Below are 18048 nucleotides of genomic sequence, written 5' to 3'. Positions count from 1 at the left end.
AAATTAAATACAGAATATTAAACCAAAAAAATTAGCTATGGCAATCAAAGGATAAATATATTAACATTCGGTTCACATAAAGATAAAAATATTGCAAACCAACATATACCCAAACCGGCTAAGATACCGGTTGCCGGGTATAAGATAAAAATTACATTGAATACAGGAAATTATAAATGCAATCAGTTGTAGACTTTTTAAATGGAATTATATGGAGTCCGGCGCTCATTTATTTATGTCTCGGTGCCGGTTTGTTTTACTCTGTTCTGACCCGCTTTGTGCAGGTAAGACACTTCTCAGAAATGTGTCGCCTGCTGTTCACCAGTAAATCATCGACCAAAGGTATTTCCTCTTTTCAGGCGCTGGCCGTCTCTCTTTCTGGCCGGGTCGGTACAGGGAATATTGCTGGTGTTGCAGCTGCAATCGGCTTCGGTGGACCAGGTGCGATATTCTGGATGTGGGTGGTGGCGTTTCTGGGTGCAGCAACTGCGTATGCAGAGTCAACGCTCGCTCAGATCTATAAAGAAGAAGATGGCGGAGAATTCCGTGGCGGCCCTGCTTACTACATTGAAAAAGCACTGGGACAAAAATGGTATGCATGGATATTTGCAATTGCGACAGTTTTAGCCTGTGGTGTACTGCTGCCAGGCGTTCAGTCGAACAGTATCGGTAATGCCGTTGAAACGGCTTTTGGCAGCGGAGAGATGGTTGAGACAGCAATCGGTACCTTCAGCTTTGCCAAGATTTTAACCGGTACAGGTATTTCCATCCTGCTGGCCTTCATCATCTTTGGTGGTGTGAAACGGATTGCAAGCTTTACTCAGGTTATCGTCCCGTTTATGGCGTTAGCTTATATCATCACTGCATTTGTGATTATTTTGCTGAACATTCATCAGGTTCCTCATATCTTCGCCATGATTATCGGTGATGCCTTTACACCAATGGCAGGACTGGGCGCGGCAATTGGCTGGGGTGTTAAACGTGGTGTTTACTCCAACGAAGCAGGACAAGGTACTGGACCGCACGCAGCAGCAGCAGCGCACGTACAACACCCGGCACAACAGGGATTAGTACAGTCGTTCTCAATCTATATTGATACACTGCTGGTTTGTTCTGCGACTGCATTTATGATTCTGATTACTGGCGCATACAATGTTCAGGGTGCCGGTGAAGGTGCATTCCTTGTGCAGAACCTTGCAGCAGAAATTACACCAAATGGCCCGGGCTTTACCCAGGCAGCGATTGAAAGTGCTCTGCCAGGCATCGGTAAAACGTTTGTTGCATTTGCATTGTTCTTCTTTGCTTTCACAACCATTCTGGCTTACTACTACATTGCTGAAACAAACATTGCTTATATTCGTCGTAAATTTAACTCAGATATTCTGGTATTTGCCCTGAAAGTCGTTATCTTGTGTGCAACATTTTACGGTACCGTCAAAACTGCCGGTCTTGCATGGGCAATGGGTGACGTCGGTGTTGGTTTGATGGCATGGCTGAATATTGTGGGTATTCTGACGATCTTCTTCCTGAACAAACCTGCCATTAAAGTGCTGAAAGATTATGAAGCGCAGCAAAAACAAGGTGTAGAAGAATATACTTTTAATCCGGTCGCACTGGGTATTTCGGGCGCGGATTACTGGGAAAAACGCTATGCGCGTAAATCAAAACAAGCTGCATCAACGACAACCGGTGATTACATCGATACTGAAAATCCGGTGGATGTGAGAACTTAATCCATCCTGATGATATCCTCATCGCAGGAAAAAGGCCGCAATGCGGCCTTTTTTCTGTAGTGAGGATATCATCTGTGTATTACCCGGCCAAAAAAGTAAGCCATAAAAAAACCTCTCACACGGAGAGGTTTGATACAGAAAAGGATGAAAGCAGGATAGGTGATTATTCCCACTCAATCGTTGCTGGTGGTTTACCGGAAATATCGTAAACCACGCGGGAAATACCATCCACTTCATTAATAATCCGGTTAGAAACCTTACCCAGAAAATCATAAGGTAAGTGGGCCCAGTGCGCCGTCATGAAGTCGATTGTTTCAACTGCCCGCAGGGAAACAACCCAGTCATATTTACGGCCATCGCCCATCACACCGACCGAGCGAACCGGCAGGAATACCGTGAATGCCTGAGAAACTTTATGATATAAACCTGCAGCATGCAATTCTTCAATGTAGATTACATCAGCACGACGCAGCAGATCACAATACTCTTTCTTAATCTCACCTAAAACACGGACACCCAGACCCGGCCCGGGGAAAGGATGGCGATAGAGCATATCGTATGGCAGGCCAAGCTCTAAACCAATTTTACGCACTTCATCTTTAAACAGTTCACGCAATGGTTCAACCAGCCCCATTTCCATATCTTCCGGCAGACCGCCAACGTTATGGTGTGACTTAATCACATGCGCCTTACCGGTTTTTGAAGCAGCCGATTCAATCACATCCGGATAGATAGTACCCTGAGCCAGCCATTTGGCATTTTTCAGTTTTCCGGCTTCTTCATCAAAGACTTCAATAAACTCATGACCAATGACTTTCCGTTTCTCTTCCGGGTCGCTTTTGCCTTCCAGCGCTTTGAGGAAACGTTCTTCCGCTTCCACTTTGATGATGTTCAGGCCGAAGTGGTCACCAAACATGTCCATCACCTGCTCACCTTCATTCAGACGCAGCAAGCCGTTATCAACAAACACACAGGTCAGCTTATCGCCGATTGCCCGCTGAACCAGCATTGCAACCACGGAAGAATCAACACCGCCGGACAGTGCAAGGATGACTTCATCATCACCTACCTGGGCTTTAATCCGGGCAACGGCATCTTCGATAATTGAAGCAGATGTCCACAGACGGTCACAACCACACGCGCCCAGCACGAAGTTTTCCAGAATTTGCATGCCTTGTTTGGTATGCGTCACTTCAGGGTGGAACTGCACACCGTAAAAACGTTTTTCTTCATTCGCCATCGCAGCAAACGGACAGGTATCTGTCTTGGCAACCTGAACAAAATCAGATGGAATCTCGACAACTTTATCGCCATGACTCATCCACACATCCAGAAGCGCTGCACCATCCGCTGTCACGCTGTCTTTCAGACCTTCAAACAGCGTTGATGTCTGAGTGACTTCAACCTGTGCGTAACCGAATTCACGCTTATCCGAACAGGAGACTTTACCGCCAAGCTGTTCAGCCATGGTTTGCATGCCGTAACAGATACCCAAAACAGGCACGCCACAATCATAGACATACTGAGGTGCCCGCGGAGAATTGTCTGCCGCAACACTTTCAGGACCACCAGATAAAATGATGCCATCAGGGTGGAATTCACGGATATCCGCTTCATCAACGTCCCAACTCCACAGTTCACAATAAACACCAATCTCACGCACACGACGCGCAACCAGTTGGGTATATTGAGAGCCAAAATCAAGGATCAAAATCCTTTGGTCATGAATGTTTTTCGTCATTTTGAGCCGTCTTTAATAAGCTAGTTGATAGATTAAAAATAGAAACGGAGACGAGTTTACCCGCCTCCATTGTGGTCATCAAGCAAAAAGCAAACGTTTTCGCCAGTTATTCAGGTCTTCAAACCTAAACGCTTGTTTTCAGATCTTAACTGTTTGAATTAAGATCCCAAACGGTAGTTTGGTGCTTCTTTGGTGATTTGAACATCGTGAACGTGAGATTCCTGGATACCGGCTCCAGAGATTTTCACGAATTCAGCTTTGGTTCTTAAATCTTCAATGGTTGCCGAACCGGTCAGGCCCATACAAGAACGAAGACCACCCATTTGCTGGTGTACAATTTCTCTCAGCAACCCTTTGTAAGCAATGCGGCCTTCAATCCCTTCAGGAACCAGTTTGTCTGCTGCGTTATCAGACTGGAAGTAACGATCTGAAGAACCTTTTGACATTGCACCCAGTGAGCCCATGCCACGATATGCTTTATATGAACGCCCCTGATACAGAATCACTTCTCCCGGCGCTTCTTCTGTGCCGGCAAACATGGAGCCAACCATCACACAGGATGCACCTGCAGCAATCGCCTTACAAATATCACCAGAGAAACGAATCCCGCCATCGCCGATGACCGGAATACCGAACTCATCAGCAACCGCAGCTGCGTCAGCAATCGCAGAAACCTGAGGTACACCAACACCGGTAACGATACGGGTTGTACAGATAGAGCCGGGGCCAATACCAACTTTAACCGCACTCACACCTGCGTCAATCAATGCCCTTGCACCTTGTGCTGTCGCAACATTGCCCCCGACAATATCCAGATCAGGATAAGCCGCACGGGTTTCACGGATACGCTCTAAAACACCCTCAGAATGACCATGTGAAGAATCAATCAACAGAACATCCACCCCCGCTTCAACCAGCGCTTTTACACGCTCTTCATTACCGGGAGCAGCACCGATTGCAGCGCCAACACGTAACCGGCCCTGTTCATCTTTACAGGCATGTGGTGCTTTTTCTGCTTTATGGAAATCTTTTGCGGTGATCATGCCGGTCAGCTGGAACTCATCATTTACAACCAGAATTTTTTCGACGCGGGCCTGGTGCATTTTTTCCTGAACTTCTGAGTGAGAAGCGCCTTCTTTTACTGTCGCCAGTCGCTCTTTGGGTGTCATTACTTCAGACACCTGCTTGCCCGGGTCAGTCACAAAACGCACGTCACGTCCGGTGATAATACCAACCAGCTCATTATTTTGTGTCACGACAGGAAAACCAGCAAAACCATGTTCTGCAGTTAATGCCATCACTTCAGCGATGCTTTGCTCCGGCTGTACCGTGACCGGTGAAGTCACAACACCTGCTTCATAGATTTTTACCTGACGAACCTGTGCAGCCTGCTGTTCTACAGACATATTTTTATGGATGAAGCCAATGCCGCCTTCCTGAGCCAGTGCTATGGCCAGACGCGCTTCAGTGACTGTATCCATCGATGCAGAAAGCATTGGAATATTCAGGGTGATATTCTTCGTGAGCCGGGTACGAAGATCAGCAGTATTGGGAAGAACTGTAGAATGGGCTGGGACGAGTAGTACATCGTCGAAAGTCAGAGCTTCTTTGGCGATTCGTAACATTTGCAATATCTCACAACAGGGCGTTAAAAGAAAAACCAACCGTTTGCTAAATTATTGGGTTGGATTTGATATTGCGGACGGATTATACCGAGCAAAATTGAGTTTTACTACACATTTTTTTATTTTTAATTTGCATAATCCCCCTTGATATGTATTATATTGGCGCTAATTTCCATCCTTATGGCCTCTTGTCTCATCGTGTTTGTTTCCGGTAATCGTAATATCTACACAGTCTCCCGGCTGAATGCCGATGTTCGTTTGTTGCTTGAAAACGAAATGGGGGTTGTCTGGCTGACTGGTGAAATATCCAATTTCTCCGCGCCTGTTTCCGGCCATTGGTATCTGACATTAAAGGATGCACGTTCTCAGGTCAGATGCGCGATGTTCAAAGGTAATAACCGTTTTGTGACCTTTAAGCCCCAAAACGGACAGCAGGTGCTGGTCAAAGCGCGCTTATCCCTTTATGAGCCTCGTGGAGACTACCAGTTAATTATTGACTCAATGCAACCGGAAGGTGATGGCCGCCTTCAGCAGGAATTTGAACAATTAAAAAATAAACTGGCTGCCGAAGGGCTGTTTGCTCAGACAAATAAACAACCCATCCCGGAACATCCGCAGTGCGTTGGAATTATTACATCTAAAACCGGCGCGGCATTATTCGATATCCTTGATGTGCTCAAGCGCAGAGATCCAACATTACCCGTGGTGATTTATCCGGCTATGGTTCAGGGTGAACACGCTTCAATTCAAATTGCTCAGGCTATCGGCAGAGCGAATGAAAGACAGGAATGTGATGTGCTGATTGTGGGCCGGGGTGGTGGCTCACTGGAAGATCTCTGGAGCTTTAATCAGGAAATCGTTGCCCGGACAATCGCAGCAAGTCAGATCCCCGTCGTCAGTGCCGTCGGGCATGAAGTTGATGTCACGATCGCTGACTTTGTTGCAGACGTCCGTGCCCCGACACCTTCGGCTGCTGCAGAATTAGTCAGTCAGGACAGCAGTTATAAAGCCTCGGGGTTTGAAAATTTTCGTCGCCGGCTGACTGACACCATGCGTTTCTATCTTTCAGAGAAAAATCAACGTCAGCAATCTCTGAAACACGCGCTGGAAAAACAGCACCCTAACTACCGGCTGGAAAAACAAATCCAACAATTGGATGATATTTCGGTACGGCTACAGCAGTCTGTACAGGGATATCTGAGCCGTGAACAGCAAAGGACGGACCATCTCAGTTATGCACTTCAGCTGCATTCACCACACCCACGGATTCAGAAAATGCAGGATAATATAGCGCAGACCGAGAGAAGACTGATTGAAGCTATCGGTAAAAATATCCTGACCAGCAGGCATCAGTTAGCACTGTCCGCTGAAACCCTGGAAGCCGTCAGCCCCTTGTCCACGCTGAAAAGAGGATATTCTGTGACCACGGACACTGCAGGCCGGGTCATTCATGCGTCCGGCGATGTCAAAACAGGCGATACACTGGTCACTCAGTTAGCCGACGGAAAAATCTACTCAACCGTCGATTAAACCTGACCATCAAAGATCCGCTATTCAATACGATGAAATTCGAATCTGGTTGCCGGATTCGATTTCGACTTCAGTTCATGACATGAGTTACAAAAATAGCTCACCGCACCACATGCGGACAACTTTTCAAGTTCTGCTTTACAGTCAGGACAATAAGCGATTTTGCGATAATACGTCCTGCATCCGGAACAATAATAATTTCCGTCCCAGCTTAGTTCCTGATGACATTCAGGGCATAGGTTTTTTGACATATAAACTCCTGGATAATAGCAGCTATGTTTCGGGGAAGATTATAGCGAAGGATCAAGTATAGATCCTGACCTGATCATCGGCTTTATTTACATTGATCAGCGATCTACCTTAAAAAGAACAATTATATAACCACACCCCGAAAGCATAAGTTACATATTCTGCATATGGATTTTAATCGATATTTTGTTCTGTTCGCATATCAAATTTACAATCCCGATCAGGACTTCATAAAAAGATCATCTATCTTCAGTTTAGAAAAAAGCCCGGCAATTTGCCGGGCTCCGAAAGAAAATGAAGTTTATTTTTTACGATGCTTCATCATAGACATCAGGCGTTTCCGCTGCCTCTCCTGAGACAGGGTCAGCTTATTGGTTTTACCTTCGAAAGGGTTCTCACTATTCTGGAACTGTATCCGGATAGGTGTTCCCATAATTTCCAGAGATTTACGATAATAATTCATCAGATAACGTTTATAAGAATCCGGTAACTCTTTCACCATATTCCCGTGGATCACAATGATTGGCGGATTATATCCTCCGGCATGGGCATATTTTAGCTTCACCCGACGACCACGCACCAGTGGTGGCTGATGATCTTCAGTTGCCATCTTCAAAATTCTGGTCAATACCGAAGTACCAACACGGGTTGTCGCTGAATTGTATGCTTCTTCAACCGATTCAAACAAATGCCCGACGCCAGTCCCATGCAGTGCAGAAATAAAATGAATCCGGGCAAAGTCAATAAACCCTAAACGACGATCCAGTTCTTTCTTCACATCTTCTTTGACACTTTGATCAAGTCCGTCCCATTTATTGACAGCAAGCACGACGGAACGCCCTGCATTCAGGGTAAAACCGAGCAAACTCAAGTCCTGATCGGATATATTTTCCCGGGCATCAATGACCAACAATACAACATTTGCATCTTCAATCGCTTTGAGCGTCTTGACTACCGAGAATTTTTCTACAGTCTCATGAATTCGCTTTCTGCGACGTACACCAGCCGTATCAATCAGGACATATTCCCGTTCATTACGCTGCATCGGAATGTAAATCGAGTCTCTGGTTGTTCCGGGCATATCATAAACCACAACCCGCTCTTCCCCGAGGATCCGGTTAGTCAATGTTGATTTACCAACATTTGGCCGCCCGATGATGGCTAATTTAATCGGTTTTTCCTGTAAGCGCTGGTACTCGGCTTCAGCCTCTTCTTCTGTGTAATCCAGCTGAATATCTTCAGAAACAACCTCTTCAGATATCCCATCAAACTCATCAGAAGCTTCCTGAACAAAAGTTTCAAACAATGGATTGAGAGCTTTTTCAATCAGAGAGCTGACACCACGCCCATGTGCAGCAGCGATATGGTAGACCTGATCGATTCCCAGCTGCCAGAATTCTGCGCTGGCGCTATCCGCATCGATCCCATCCACTTTATTGACGACCAGCAGTGATGCCTTTTCTGTTTTACGTAAATGCAAAGCAATCGCTTCATCAGAAGGTGTCAGACCAGCACGACCATCAACCATAAACAGAACCACGTCTGCTTCTTCAATTGCAGCCAGTGACTGTTCCGCCATTTTTGTCTCAACACCGTCTTCGCTACCATCAATCCCGCCGGTATCGATCACAATAAATTCCTGTTCACCAACTTTAGCATGACCGTATTTCCGGTCGCGGGTTAGCCCGGGAAAATCAGCAACCAGCGCATCTCTTGTCCGGGTCAGTCGGTTAAACAGAGTAGATTTTCCTACATTTGGACGCCCAACAAGCGCAACAACAGGGATCATAAATAGCAAACCTCTAAATCACAGGTATCGGTGAAAATATATATTCAGACTCGTTGAATACCTGAAAAGACTGAAGCCAGTATTTTCAGGTAAACACACTCTATCAAGTGTATATCAATAAAACGGCTCCCGACTGTTTCCAGCCAGGAGCCGACGCGGGATTGTATCACGATCATTGATTGATCGTTAGTTTCTTCACATCACCATTTCGGGTAATCAGTAAATAGCCACCATCCTGTAGCGCAATCGGTGCAACAGCAAAACCACTACTGTTTACATACTGCTCCGCAACAAACTCACCGGTATTCCGGTCAATCCAATACAGATAACCTTCACTGTCACCAACTACAACATAATTGTGAATCAGTACCGGCTCAGTCACCAAGCGATGTTCTAACTGATGGTTTTTCCATATTTCGGTACCACTCCGGGCATCAACCGCGACCAGATGATCCTGATCGGTCACAATAAATATTTTTCCACCATCAGTTGCGATGTTTGTTGCAGAAGAATAATTCCGCTTCCATAAGGGTTTTCCTGAACGCAGATCAATCGCAACCAGCTGACCATTATAGCCAATCGTATAAAGCGTACTGCCGATAATCAAAGGCGAGGAATCAACATCAATCAGACGATCTATCTCTGTTGCACCTTTGGGAGTACCAATTGACTGTTGCCAGATCAACTGTCCTGAAGATGCAATCGCGGCAGCAAGACGACCATTCGCGGTTCCCCAGAAAATACCGCCGGAAACCGTCACCGGAGTACTGTCACCCCGCAGGGTCAAATTCGGCACTTCTGTACTGATTGTCCATTGTTTCTTTCCGGTTTTCTGTTCCAGTGCGATTAAGTTACCTTCGCTGGTATGAACAATAACAAGATCACCTTCAGTCACCGGTGCCGCAAGAATCTCACCACTGATATCCTGTTGCCATTTCAGGGTGCCGGTCTCAGCATCCATGGCATACAATAAACCCGTTTCACTGCCGACATAAACCTGATTTAACCCGGTTTGAATACCGCCAGACAAATAAGTCCGGTGTTCATCTCCAAGATCTGTTTCCCACAATTTTTTACCATCAGCGGGATCAAGCGCTTTGACGATACCATCACGGCTCGCAACAAAAATCTTACCGTATGCTGAATGTGGGCGGAGTTTAGAAAAGAAATGCTGAACACCATGGCCAACAGATGTACTCCAGTCACTCTCAGGCTTAAACTGACTTTTTACATCAGGAACAGGTGCCATCACAACTGAATCTTCTTCACTGGAACAACCGGTCAGCCCACCTGCGATCACTGTTGCTAATAATAAACTGCCAAACCACTTCTTCATATAATTCAATACTCTTATATTACTTGGCAAGATCATCTAATTTCATTTGTAAAAGCCGGCTTTGATCCTGAGCCTGCTGAGCTTCAGAGTAAGCGGCATAAGCAGCATCTTTGTTTCCTTGCTTCAGGGCAATGTCACCCTTCAGCTCTGAAACACGTCCGGCCCAGCTTTTATCAGAGACATTTTTCAGCGCACTTGAAGCCTGATCATATTTCTCCTGATCGGCATAAATTCTCGCAATGCGGTAATTAAGCAGCATTTTCAGCGCAACATCATCTGTATGTGCATCAGCCCATTCAAGCTGAACCAGTGCCTGCTCTAATTGCTTTGCATCAACCAGTGTCTTGGCAAGTTGCATCGCCGCCAGGACAGAATAATCACTATCAGAATGAGAATTAATAAACTGCTGAACAACCTTTTCCGCTTCGATACCTTTGTCCGATAACGCGGAGATTGTATCTGTATATTGCAGGGAAGCTTCTTCCTGAGCTGATTTCACTGATTCCTGATAATAGTTCCAGCCTAAGATGCCAGCTAAACTAACGGCTACACCAATGACAACGGATTTTCCGTTCTCTTTCCACCAGCCCTTGATTGCTTCAACCTGTTGTTCTTCAGTATCGTAAAGTTCCACTTTAAGTCCTCTTTATGCCACTTCTCAAAAATCAGCTTTTGAAGAAATGAGTCAGCCTGTCAGAAATATCAGACTGATTAATTGTTTCCTGAGTTCCGCCAGCCAGATCCTTAAAGACCACTGTTTGCTCCGAAACTTCATTTTCACCTAACACTAACGCAATGGCAGCGCCAACTTTATCCGCTCTTTTAAATTGTTTCTTGAAGTTACCGCCACTAAAGTGGTTCATGACACGCACCCCCGGTACAGACGAACGAATATGCTCAGCAAGTTTGACCCCTGCAAGCATCGTCCCTTCTCCGGCTGTGACAACATAAATATCCACCGGGTTTCTGACCACTGTGGTTTCCAGCTCTTTCACCATCAGAACCAGACGCTCAAGTCCCATTGCAAAACCAACAGCTGGCGTTGCCTTACCACCTAACTGCTCGACCAGACCATCATAACGGCCACCGCCACAGACAGTTCCCTGAGAGCCCAGACTGTCTGTCACCCATTCAAAAACCGTTTTATTATAATAATCCAGCCCCCGAACTAAACGGGAATTGACTGTATATTCGATACCCGTCGCATCAAGAAGTTCACATAAACCAGCAAAATGTGTTTTTGAGTCTTCATCCAGATAATCACTTAATGCAGGCGCATTGACCAAAATAGCCTGAACATCCGGATTTTTTGTATCCAGAACACGTAGTGGATTGGTGTACATCCGACGCTTACAATCTTCATCCAATACAGATTCATGCTGCTCAAGAAAAGCCACAAGCGCTGTACGGTACTCAGCTCTCGCCTCAGAAGAACCAATAGAGTTCAGCTCTAAGCGAACGTGCTGATCGATGCCCAGCTCCCGCCATATGCGGGCTGTCATAAGGATCAAATCAGCATCAATGTCAGGACCGCTCAAACCAAATATCTCAACACCACACTGATAGAACTGGCGATACCGGCCTTTCTGCGGGCGTTCATGACGGAACATCGGTCCCATGTACCACAGACGCTGCTCCTGGTTATAGAGTAATCCGTTCTGGATACCGGCGCGAACACAGCCAGCGGTCCCTTCCGGACGTAAGGTCAGACTATCTCCATTGCGGTCTTCAAAGGTATACATTTCCTTTTCAACTACGTCAGTCACTTCCCCGATAGCCCGGCTGAAAAGATGAGTCATTTCAACGATTGGCATACGAATCTCACTATATCCATATGCGCTGGTTACATTTTTTATAATGCCTTCAACTTTTTGCCAAAGCGGGGATTCTGTAGGAAGGCAATCGTTCATGCCCCGAATTGATTCAATTGTTTTTGCCACAAATAATTACCATCAGTTAAATCTATGAATTTTCTTCTATCTGAGTGATCCGGATTTGATTTTCTGGTTCCAGCATTGCCGCTTTTGCTCTGATTTTCGCTTCCAGTTGTTCAACCAGATTATCATTATCAAAGCGTTCTTTCTGGCGGATACCATCTTCATAAAATGCGCTTTTCCGGTTACCACCAGCTAATCCAAGCTGAGATGCTTCAGCTTCACCCGGACCATTAACCACGCAACCGATAATCGATACATCCATCGGCGTCAGCACATCTTCCAAACGTTCTTCCAAGGCATTAACTGTGCTAATCACATCAAACTCCTGCCTTGAACAGCTTGGACAGGCAATAAAATTTATCCCCCGTGAGCGAATCCGCAGAGATTTCAGAATATCAAAACCAACTTTAATTTCTTCAACCGGATCAGCGGCCAGAGAAATTCTCAGCGTATCGCCAATCCCTTCAGCAAGCAACATCCCCAAACCAACCGATGACTTCACTGCACCAGCACGGATTCCCCCTGCTTCAGTAATACCTAAATGAAGCGGCTGATCAATTTTTTGCGCCAGTAACCGGTATGAATCTACAGCAAGGAAAACATCAGATGCTTTCACGCTGACTTTAAACTGATCGAAATTCAGCCGGTCAAGAATATCCACATGTCGCATCGCCGATTCGACCAGCGCTTCAGCTGTCGGTTCTGTGTACTTTTGCTGGATATCTTTTTCCAGTGAACCACCATTGACGCCAATCCGGATAGGAATACCTTTATCCTTTGCACAATCAACTACGCTTCGAATCCGTTCTTCCCGCCCGATATTTCCCGGATTAATTCTCAAACAATCAACGCCATAATCGGCCACTTTCAGCGCAATGCGATAATCAAAATGAATATCTGCAACTAAGGGGACGTTGACCTGACTTTTAATTTCCCTGAATGCTTCAGCAGCATCCATTGTTGGGACAGAAACACGGACGATATCCGCACCGACTTTTTCCAGAGAACGAATCTGAGCCACAGTTGCCGCAACATCTGTGGTTTTAGTGTTTGTCATTGACTGGACAGCGATTGGAGCGCCATCACCAACAGGAACATTACCAACATAGATCCGGGTTGAACGGCGGCGCTGAATAGGAGATTTAGGTTGCATATTTTTATCTAAGGTAAGGTAAATCTTGCTACTTTACCTGAAGTATACCGGGAAAGGTCCACAGGTTCACCTGCAAATGTGACAGAAACACTTTCAGGAGCCCCGAGAATAAAGCTGAAAGGTGCCTGTCCCTGAAGCTGAATCGTCCGGCCCGCTTTTTTTAAACCGACAATCAGAGTCTTGCCATTTGCATCTTTCACCCGAACCCAGCAGTCATCTTTAAAATCCATAGATAACCGGGTCAGGCCTGCTGCTGGTTGCTTTTCTACGGCTTTATCATTTTCATTAGCAACCTGAGAGTCAGGCGTACTTTCATTGTGTTCAACTTTTGTATCGGCCACTGACGTTTCTTTTACGGCCGGGGTTTTCTGAGCAGCTGGCTCAGAAGCCGAAATCTGAGTTTCTACAGTATCTGCAGATCCAGTGTCTGAAGACTCCGTCTCTTCCTCTGAATCCTGAGATGACAAGGTTTTAACGGTATTAAATTCATCTTGTGGCTGAGGTTCTGATGAAAGCGTCGGGCTATTATTTTCGGGAGCTGAGGAAGGCGTTGTATCAGATTGTGAATAATCAGTTTGAGGAAGTAAGGTGTCATCTTTCTGATTTTGATACCACCAAAGAGAGGAGATACCAATCACAATCACAATAATACCAAATGTTATCAGATTAATCCGGCTGTTATGTTGCTGTCGTGCTGTTTTCCTGGAAAAACTAGTCATTGAGAGTTCTTGTTGCTCAGAACCACAGTATTGATCGTATGCTTTAACGACTGATTGTTCATCAAGACCAACTATTCTGGCATAAGAACGAATATACCCACGAACAAAAGTCGAAACTTTATCAATATTAAAATTATTATCTTCCAGTGATTCAATAACTGTAACTCGCAAGCGCAATTTATCAGCGACCTGCTTTTGCGTTAAACCAAGGGATTCTCTTTTCTGCCTGAGCAATGTCCCTGGTTTTTGCGGGGTTTCGTCTTTGGTGGTTTCTGTCTCGGTCTCTGTCATCATCTGCAGTATCTATCTCATTTGCATTGCCGTAGTCTTCACAATAAGCATAGCTTTTTCTTCATCATTTATATTCTTATTCAATACCCAAGCTATACCACAGCACAAAATAAAGTTCATATTAACGTTAGAATTATTAATAACTCAAACATTTTTGACAAATATTAGTAAACATTCTAATGGATATTAGATGTGAAACAACAACGAATTAGGTGCAATAACAAAGTTATCTCAATGTTTTTCGATAAATTGACATAACATCAACTAATTTAAACCGCCTGAATTGGACATTTATCCTAATTTCAACAACAGGCGGCTTCGAATCTGAGATGTTTAGACAAGACAATGTGCCAAAGAAAATTAAACAACACGAACAGGAATTGCACCGGATTCGTCTGAGTTCATTTTTGTCCGCTTCGTTCGGTCAATCACATCCCCGACCAACTGGCCACAGGCAGCATCAATATCGTCGCCACGGGTTTTGCGCACGATGACCGTGTAGTCATAAGACATCAGGACTTTCATAAACCGGTCAATGCGGGAATTGCTGGGCTTCTTATAAGGTGAACCCGGATAAGGATTAAATGGAATCAAGTTGATCTTACATGGCGTCTCTTTCATCAACTTCGCAAGTTCATGGGCATGTTCAGTCCCATCGTTGACATGATCTAAAAGAATATACTCGACGGTCACTTTCCCCCGGTTTGCATTCGAAGAAGCAATATAACGCCGGACCGACGAAAGGAAGTCATCGATATCCCACCGGTCATTAATCGGCATAATCTGACTGCGCAAAGCATCATTCGGTGCATGCAGAGAAATTGCCAGTGCAACATCAACTTTATCGATCATTTGCTCCAGACCGGAAACAACACCTGAAGTAGAAACGGTCACCCGACGCTTGGACAAACCAAACCCAAAATCATCCAGCATAATATTGAGTGATGGAATGAGGTTTTTCATATTCAGTAATGGCTCACCCATCCCCATCATGACGACATTGGTGATAGGTCTGCGGCCTGTTTCTTTTTCCAGTCCGATTTCACGGGCAGCCCGCCAAACCTGACCAATAATCTCAGAAACTCTGAGATTGCGGTTAAAACCCTGCTGTGCAGTGGAGCAAAACTTACATTCTAAAGCACATCCAACCTGCGAAGAAACGCAAAGTGTCGCCCGGTCATCTTCAGGAATATAAACCGTTTCTACATCCTGATCGCCAACACGCATAGCCCACTTAATTGTTCCATCGGAAGAATGTTGAGCTTCGGAAACGTAAGGCGCTTTAATCTCACATCGCTGCTTCAGTTTTTCTATCAGTTTTTTATTGATGTTCGTCATTTGAGAAAAATCATCACAGCCAAAATGATAGATCCACTTCATCACCTGCTCAGCCCGGAATGCTTTTTCATTCAACTCTTCGGTAAAAAGCTGGCGCATTGCTTTTCTGTCAAAATCAAGCAAATTGAATTTCGTGGTCATAGAAGTTCTCCGGAAAGACGAACAGATAAAATCAGGGCGCGCATTGTACAGCCTTTAAACAATAACAACAAGTCCTGACAAAAGAAGTGTACTCATCGTATTGAATTCTCAGATAACATAATAAAAGACACTATCTCAGATTCAGCACAGCAGAAATAAGTCATTCATCTCCGGAATTATCTGAGAATGAATCTCAGAGTATCCCGGAGCTTTCCGGCCAGAATATTATTGCTCTGGCCGTACAAATAAACTGACTATGCCATCAGCGGGGACAAATTTCAGATTCAGGGAAGAAAAAAGCGATTTCTCTTTCTGCCGAAGCAGGGCTGTCACTCCCGTGAACGGAATTAAAACTCATACTCAACGCATAATCAGAGCGCAATGTACCACAAGCAGCTTCTTCCGGGTTTGTCTTCCCCATTAACTCACGATAGCGGGATATGGCATCTTCGCCTTCCAATACCTGAACCATGATTGGGCCAGAGGTCATAAATTCTTTTAACCTGGGGAAAAAATCTTTTCCTTCATGTTCAGCATAAAAGCCTGAAGCTTGTTCATCATTGAGGTGAACCATTTTTGCTGCAATGATCTTCAACCCGGCTTTTTCAATACGCAGGTATATTTCTCCAATCAAATCCCGTTTCACCGCATCAGGCTTAATAATAGAAAATGTTCTCTCTAATGCCATAAATTCTTCCTTTTGTTATTGTGGTACTCATCTGAGCACTTCTTATATTTCAGGTACAGATAAATAAAAAGTTTAGTCTGAAAGCAGACCAGCCAATGTTCTGGCACCAACACCCGTTGCGCCTACGGCCCATTTATCACTTGCACTTTTACGGAAAGTAGCAGCACAATCAATATGTAGCCAGCCTTTTTGAAAATTATCAACAAAATAAGATAAAAATGCAGCAGCGGTACTTGCCCCGGGGGCGTAGTCTCCGGAACTGATATTAGATAAGTCCGCAAAATTTGAAGGCAACATCTGACGGTGGAATGATTCTAAAGGCAGTGGCCATAACCCCTCACCTTCTTCTCTTGCGACAGATAATGCTTTATGACTCAACTGCTCATCAAAGCTCAGCAATGCATGATAATCATTTCCCAGCGCATTTTTAGCGGCACCAGTTAACGTTGCGCAGTCGATAATCATTTCTGGTTGTTGTTCACTGGCAAAAATTAGTCCGTCAGCTAACACCAAACGACCTTCTGCATCGGTATTCATCACTTCAACAGTTTTACCATTTTTATAGGTAATAATATCTCCCAGCTTAAGCGCACGGCCCGATACCATATTCTCAGCACAACACAGGATTAACTTCACCCGCTTATTCAGCCCTCTCATGATAGCTAAAGCCAGTCCGCCCGTTACCATTGCAGCACCGCCCATATCAGCTTTCATTGCAGCCATGAAATTAGATGGTTTCAGGCTATAACCACCTGAATCAAAAGTAATTCCTTTTCCGACAAGGCAAGCATGAACCGGCGCATTTTCATCACCCGTCGGGTTAAAGTCAAGCTGCAGCATTGCCGATGTTCTTTCAGAACCACGACCGACAGCAAAAATACCTTCCCAGCCTTCAGCAAGCAAATCTTTATCTTTTACAATTCTGTAAGAAGTATGTTCTGGTGCCACAGATTTGACAAACTCAGCAGCCATGGTTGCCAGCTGACGGGGAGCAACTTCCTCCGCACTTTTATTGATCACATTTCTGATCCAGTCAGTTGTTTTAATTCTTGCTTCAAGTTCTGTCTGTTCAGGTTGATTCAAAAGGTTCCATGAAACATTATTCGACTTCCTGGGATCCCTGTAACCTTGATAAAATGCCCAGATATTTTCAAGCCCCCACTCTTCACCACATAGCTCCACATGGCGAAGACCTTGTCCATCTATTTTCCGGGCAGCTTTTTGAATCAAAGGTAACATGGGTTCTTCAGCATCAATATGAATTGTTACCCCGGTTTCGGTGTAAGAAATCAGAGCTTTTTCACCCCACTGTTCAGGTGCCGGGTCACGGCTAATATAAACTGACATAGTTACAGACATGATATCTCCTTGTCTTCATGGCATATCAGCCATTTATTTTTTATAAAATATTCCGATAATCTCTGTTTGCGGAGAATCGGTTCTGCTCATCAATTAACAAAAATGAAACTGATCTTTTATTGTGTGGCTATGATGTACTTCAAAGATGTCAATCAGATAAAAACGGGCCTGCAAGGCCCATTTTATCTGTCAGTCTGATATTCATAGCAACACTTAATCGATTTCGTCCATCCAGCATAAAAGAATCGCTTCAAGTATCTTCTCATTTGAACGATTTGGATCATCATCAAATGAATCTAATTGAGTAATCCACTGATGTAAATCGGTAAACCTGACAGTTTTCGGATCCATGTCAGGGTAAAGTTCACATAGCTCAATGGCAATATCCCGGGAATCAGTCCATTTCATCATTCTAACCT

The 18048-nt window shown here is 44.8% G+C and carries 15 protein-coding genes; 2 read left to right on the top strand and 13 right to left on the bottom strand.

Annotation, left to right across the window (positions count from 1 at the left end; genetic code table 11):
- Positions 1 to 176: 176 nt before the first annotated feature.
- Positions 177 to 1733: an alanine/glycine:cation symporter family protein gene (locus OC443_RS04810; protein WP_073585534.1), complete on the top strand. Its 1557-nt coding sequence runs from the start codon at positions 177 to 179 to the stop codon at positions 1731 to 1733.
- Positions 1734 to 1896: 163 nt separating this feature from the next.
- Here the strand turns inward: OC443_RS04810 and guaA are convergent, their stop codons facing one another.
- Together guaA and guaB are read right to left on the bottom strand one after the other, a co-directional pair.
- A complete protein-coding gene (gene guaA / locus OC443_RS04805) occupies positions 1897 to 3474 on the bottom strand; it encodes a glutamine-hydrolyzing GMP synthase (RefSeq protein ID WP_073585535.1) in 1578 nt (525 codons plus the stop codon).
- Between the two features lie 158 nt (positions 3475 to 3632).
- Positions 3633 to 5099 (bottom strand): IMP dehydrogenase, encoded by a 1467-nt coding sequence (gene guaB / locus OC443_RS04800; protein WP_073585536.1) that lies wholly within the window; start codon positions 5097 to 5099, stop codon positions 3633 to 3635.
- 180 nt (positions 5100 to 5279) lie between these two features.
- On the opposite strand from guaB, the gene xseA reads away from it, so the two are divergent.
- Positions 5280 to 6629, top strand: a complete 1350-nt coding sequence (gene xseA / locus OC443_RS04795; RefSeq protein ID WP_073585537.1) for an exodeoxyribonuclease VII large subunit — start codon at positions 5280 to 5282, stop codon at positions 6627 to 6629.
- A 20-nt stretch (positions 6630 to 6649) separates the two neighbouring features.
- Here the strand turns inward: xseA and OC443_RS04790 are convergent, their stop codons facing one another.
- The 11 genes from OC443_RS04790 to iscX all read right to left on the bottom strand — a co-directional run bounded on the left by OC443_RS04790 (position 6650) and on the right by iscX (position 18037).
- Entirely contained in the window at positions 6650 to 6880 is a 231-nt protein-coding gene (locus OC443_RS04790; protein ID WP_073585538.1) for a zinc ribbon domain-containing protein, read from the bottom strand.
- Between the two features lie 299 nt (positions 6881 to 7179).
- Positions 7180 to 8667, bottom strand: a complete 1488-nt coding sequence (gene der, locus OC443_RS04785; protein WP_073585539.1) for a ribosome biogenesis GTPase Der — start codon at positions 8665 to 8667, stop codon at positions 7180 to 7182.
- Between the two features lie 172 nt (positions 8668 to 8839).
- The gene (bamB, locus tag OC443_RS04780) at positions 8840 to 10003 is read right to left on the bottom strand and encodes an outer membrane protein assembly factor BamB (RefSeq protein WP_073585540.1); all 1164 of its coding nucleotides are present in this window, start codon (positions 10001 to 10003) and stop codon (positions 8840 to 8842) included.
- A 19-nt stretch (positions 10004 to 10022) separates the two neighbouring features.
- Positions 10023 to 10637: a YfgM family protein gene (locus tag OC443_RS04775; RefSeq protein WP_073585541.1), complete on the bottom strand. Its 615-nt coding sequence runs from the start codon at positions 10635 to 10637 to the stop codon at positions 10023 to 10025.
- Positions 10638 to 10668: 31 nt separating this feature from the next.
- Positions 10669 to 11943, bottom strand: a complete 1275-nt coding sequence (gene hisS / locus OC443_RS04770) for a histidine--tRNA ligase (RefSeq protein ID WP_073585542.1) — start codon at positions 11941 to 11943, stop codon at positions 10669 to 10671.
- A gap of 22 nt (positions 11944 to 11965) precedes the next feature.
- A complete protein-coding gene (gene ispG / locus OC443_RS04765) occupies positions 11966 to 13093 on the bottom strand; it encodes a flavodoxin-dependent (E)-4-hydroxy-3-methylbut-2-enyl-diphosphate synthase (protein ID WP_073585543.1) in 1128 nt (375 codons plus the stop codon).
- An 8-nt stretch (positions 13094 to 13101) separates the two neighbouring features.
- Entirely contained in the window at positions 13102 to 14106 is a 1005-nt protein-coding gene (rodZ, locus tag OC443_RS04760; RefSeq protein ID WP_073585544.1) for a cytoskeleton protein RodZ, read from the bottom strand.
- A gap of 357 nt (positions 14107 to 14463) precedes the next feature.
- Positions 14464 to 15582, bottom strand: a complete 1119-nt coding sequence (locus OC443_RS04755; RefSeq protein WP_073585545.1) for a bifunctional tRNA (adenosine(37)-C2)-methyltransferase TrmG/ribosomal RNA large subunit methyltransferase RlmN — start codon at positions 15580 to 15582, stop codon at positions 14464 to 14466.
- A 262-nt stretch (positions 15583 to 15844) separates the two neighbouring features.
- Positions 15845 to 16270, bottom strand: a complete 426-nt coding sequence (ndk, locus tag OC443_RS04750) for a nucleoside-diphosphate kinase (protein WP_073585546.1) — start codon at positions 16268 to 16270, stop codon at positions 15845 to 15847.
- 72 nt (positions 16271 to 16342) lie between these two features.
- Positions 16343 to 17629, bottom strand: coding sequence for an aminopeptidase PepB (pepB, locus tag OC443_RS04745; protein WP_073585547.1), 1287 nt, complete (start codon positions 17627 to 17629; stop codon positions 16343 to 16345).
- A gap of 213 nt (positions 17630 to 17842) precedes the next feature.
- Complete coding sequence (gene iscX, locus OC443_RS04740; protein WP_073585549.1) at positions 17843 to 18037, bottom strand: Fe-S cluster assembly protein IscX; 195 nt, start codon at positions 18035 to 18037, stop codon at positions 17843 to 17845.
- Positions 18038 to 18048: the final 11 nt, after the last annotated feature.

The sequence above is a fragment of the Vibrio quintilis genome (assembly GCF_024529975.1).
GTDB classification, from domain to species: domain Bacteria; phylum Pseudomonadota; class Gammaproteobacteria; order Enterobacterales; family Vibrionaceae; genus Vibrio; species Vibrio quintilis.
The sequence above is the reverse complement of the archived record's forward strand: the minus strand, read 5'-3'. Positions and strand labels throughout refer to the sequence as shown.

Excerpts from the sequence above, each read along its gene's own strand:
- xseA (WP_073585537.1), top strand. The coding sequence starts at position 5,280 with ATGGCCTCTTGTCTCATCGTGTTTGTTTCCGGTAATCGTAATATCTAC.
- OC443_RS04810 (WP_073585534.1), top strand. The coding sequence starts at position 177 with ATGCAATCAGTTGTAGACTTTTTAAATGGAATTATATGGAGTCCGGCG.
- ispG (WP_073585543.1), bottom strand. The coding sequence starts at position 13,093 with ATGCAACCTAAATCTCCTATTCAGCGCCGCCGTTCAACCCGGATCTAT.
- guaA (WP_073585535.1), bottom strand. The coding sequence starts at position 3,474 with ATGACGAAAAACATTCATGACCAAAGGATTTTGATCCTTGATTTTGGC.
- iscX (WP_073585549.1), bottom strand. The coding sequence starts at position 18,037 with ATGAAATGGACTGATTCCCGGGATATTGCCATTGAGCTATGTGAACTT.
- der (WP_073585539.1), bottom strand. The coding sequence starts at position 8,667 with ATGATCCCTGTTGTTGCGCTTGTTGGGCGTCCAAATGTAGGAAAATCT.
- ndk (WP_073585546.1), bottom strand. The coding sequence starts at position 16,270 with ATGGCATTAGAGAGAACATTTTCTATTATTAAGCCTGATGCGGTGAAA.
- guaB (WP_073585536.1), bottom strand. The coding sequence starts at position 5,099 with ATGTTACGAATCGCCAAAGAAGCTCTGACTTTCGACGATGTACTACTC.
- bamB (WP_073585540.1), bottom strand. The coding sequence starts at position 10,003 with ATGAAGAAGTGGTTTGGCAGTTTATTATTAGCAACAGTGATCGCAGGT.
- OC443_RS04755 (WP_073585545.1), bottom strand. The coding sequence starts at position 15,582 with ATGACCACGAAATTCAATTTGCTTGATTTTGACAGAAAAGCAATGCGC.
- OC443_RS04790 (WP_073585538.1), bottom strand. The coding sequence starts at position 6,880 with ATGTCAAAAAACCTATGCCCTGAATGTCATCAGGAACTAAGCTGGGAC.
- pepB (WP_073585547.1), bottom strand. The coding sequence starts at position 17,629 with ATGTCTGTAACTATGTCAGTTTATATTAGCCGTGACCCGGCACCTGAA.
- rodZ (WP_073585544.1), bottom strand. The coding sequence starts at position 14,106 with ATGATGACAGAGACCGAGACAGAAACCACCAAAGACGAAACCCCGCAA.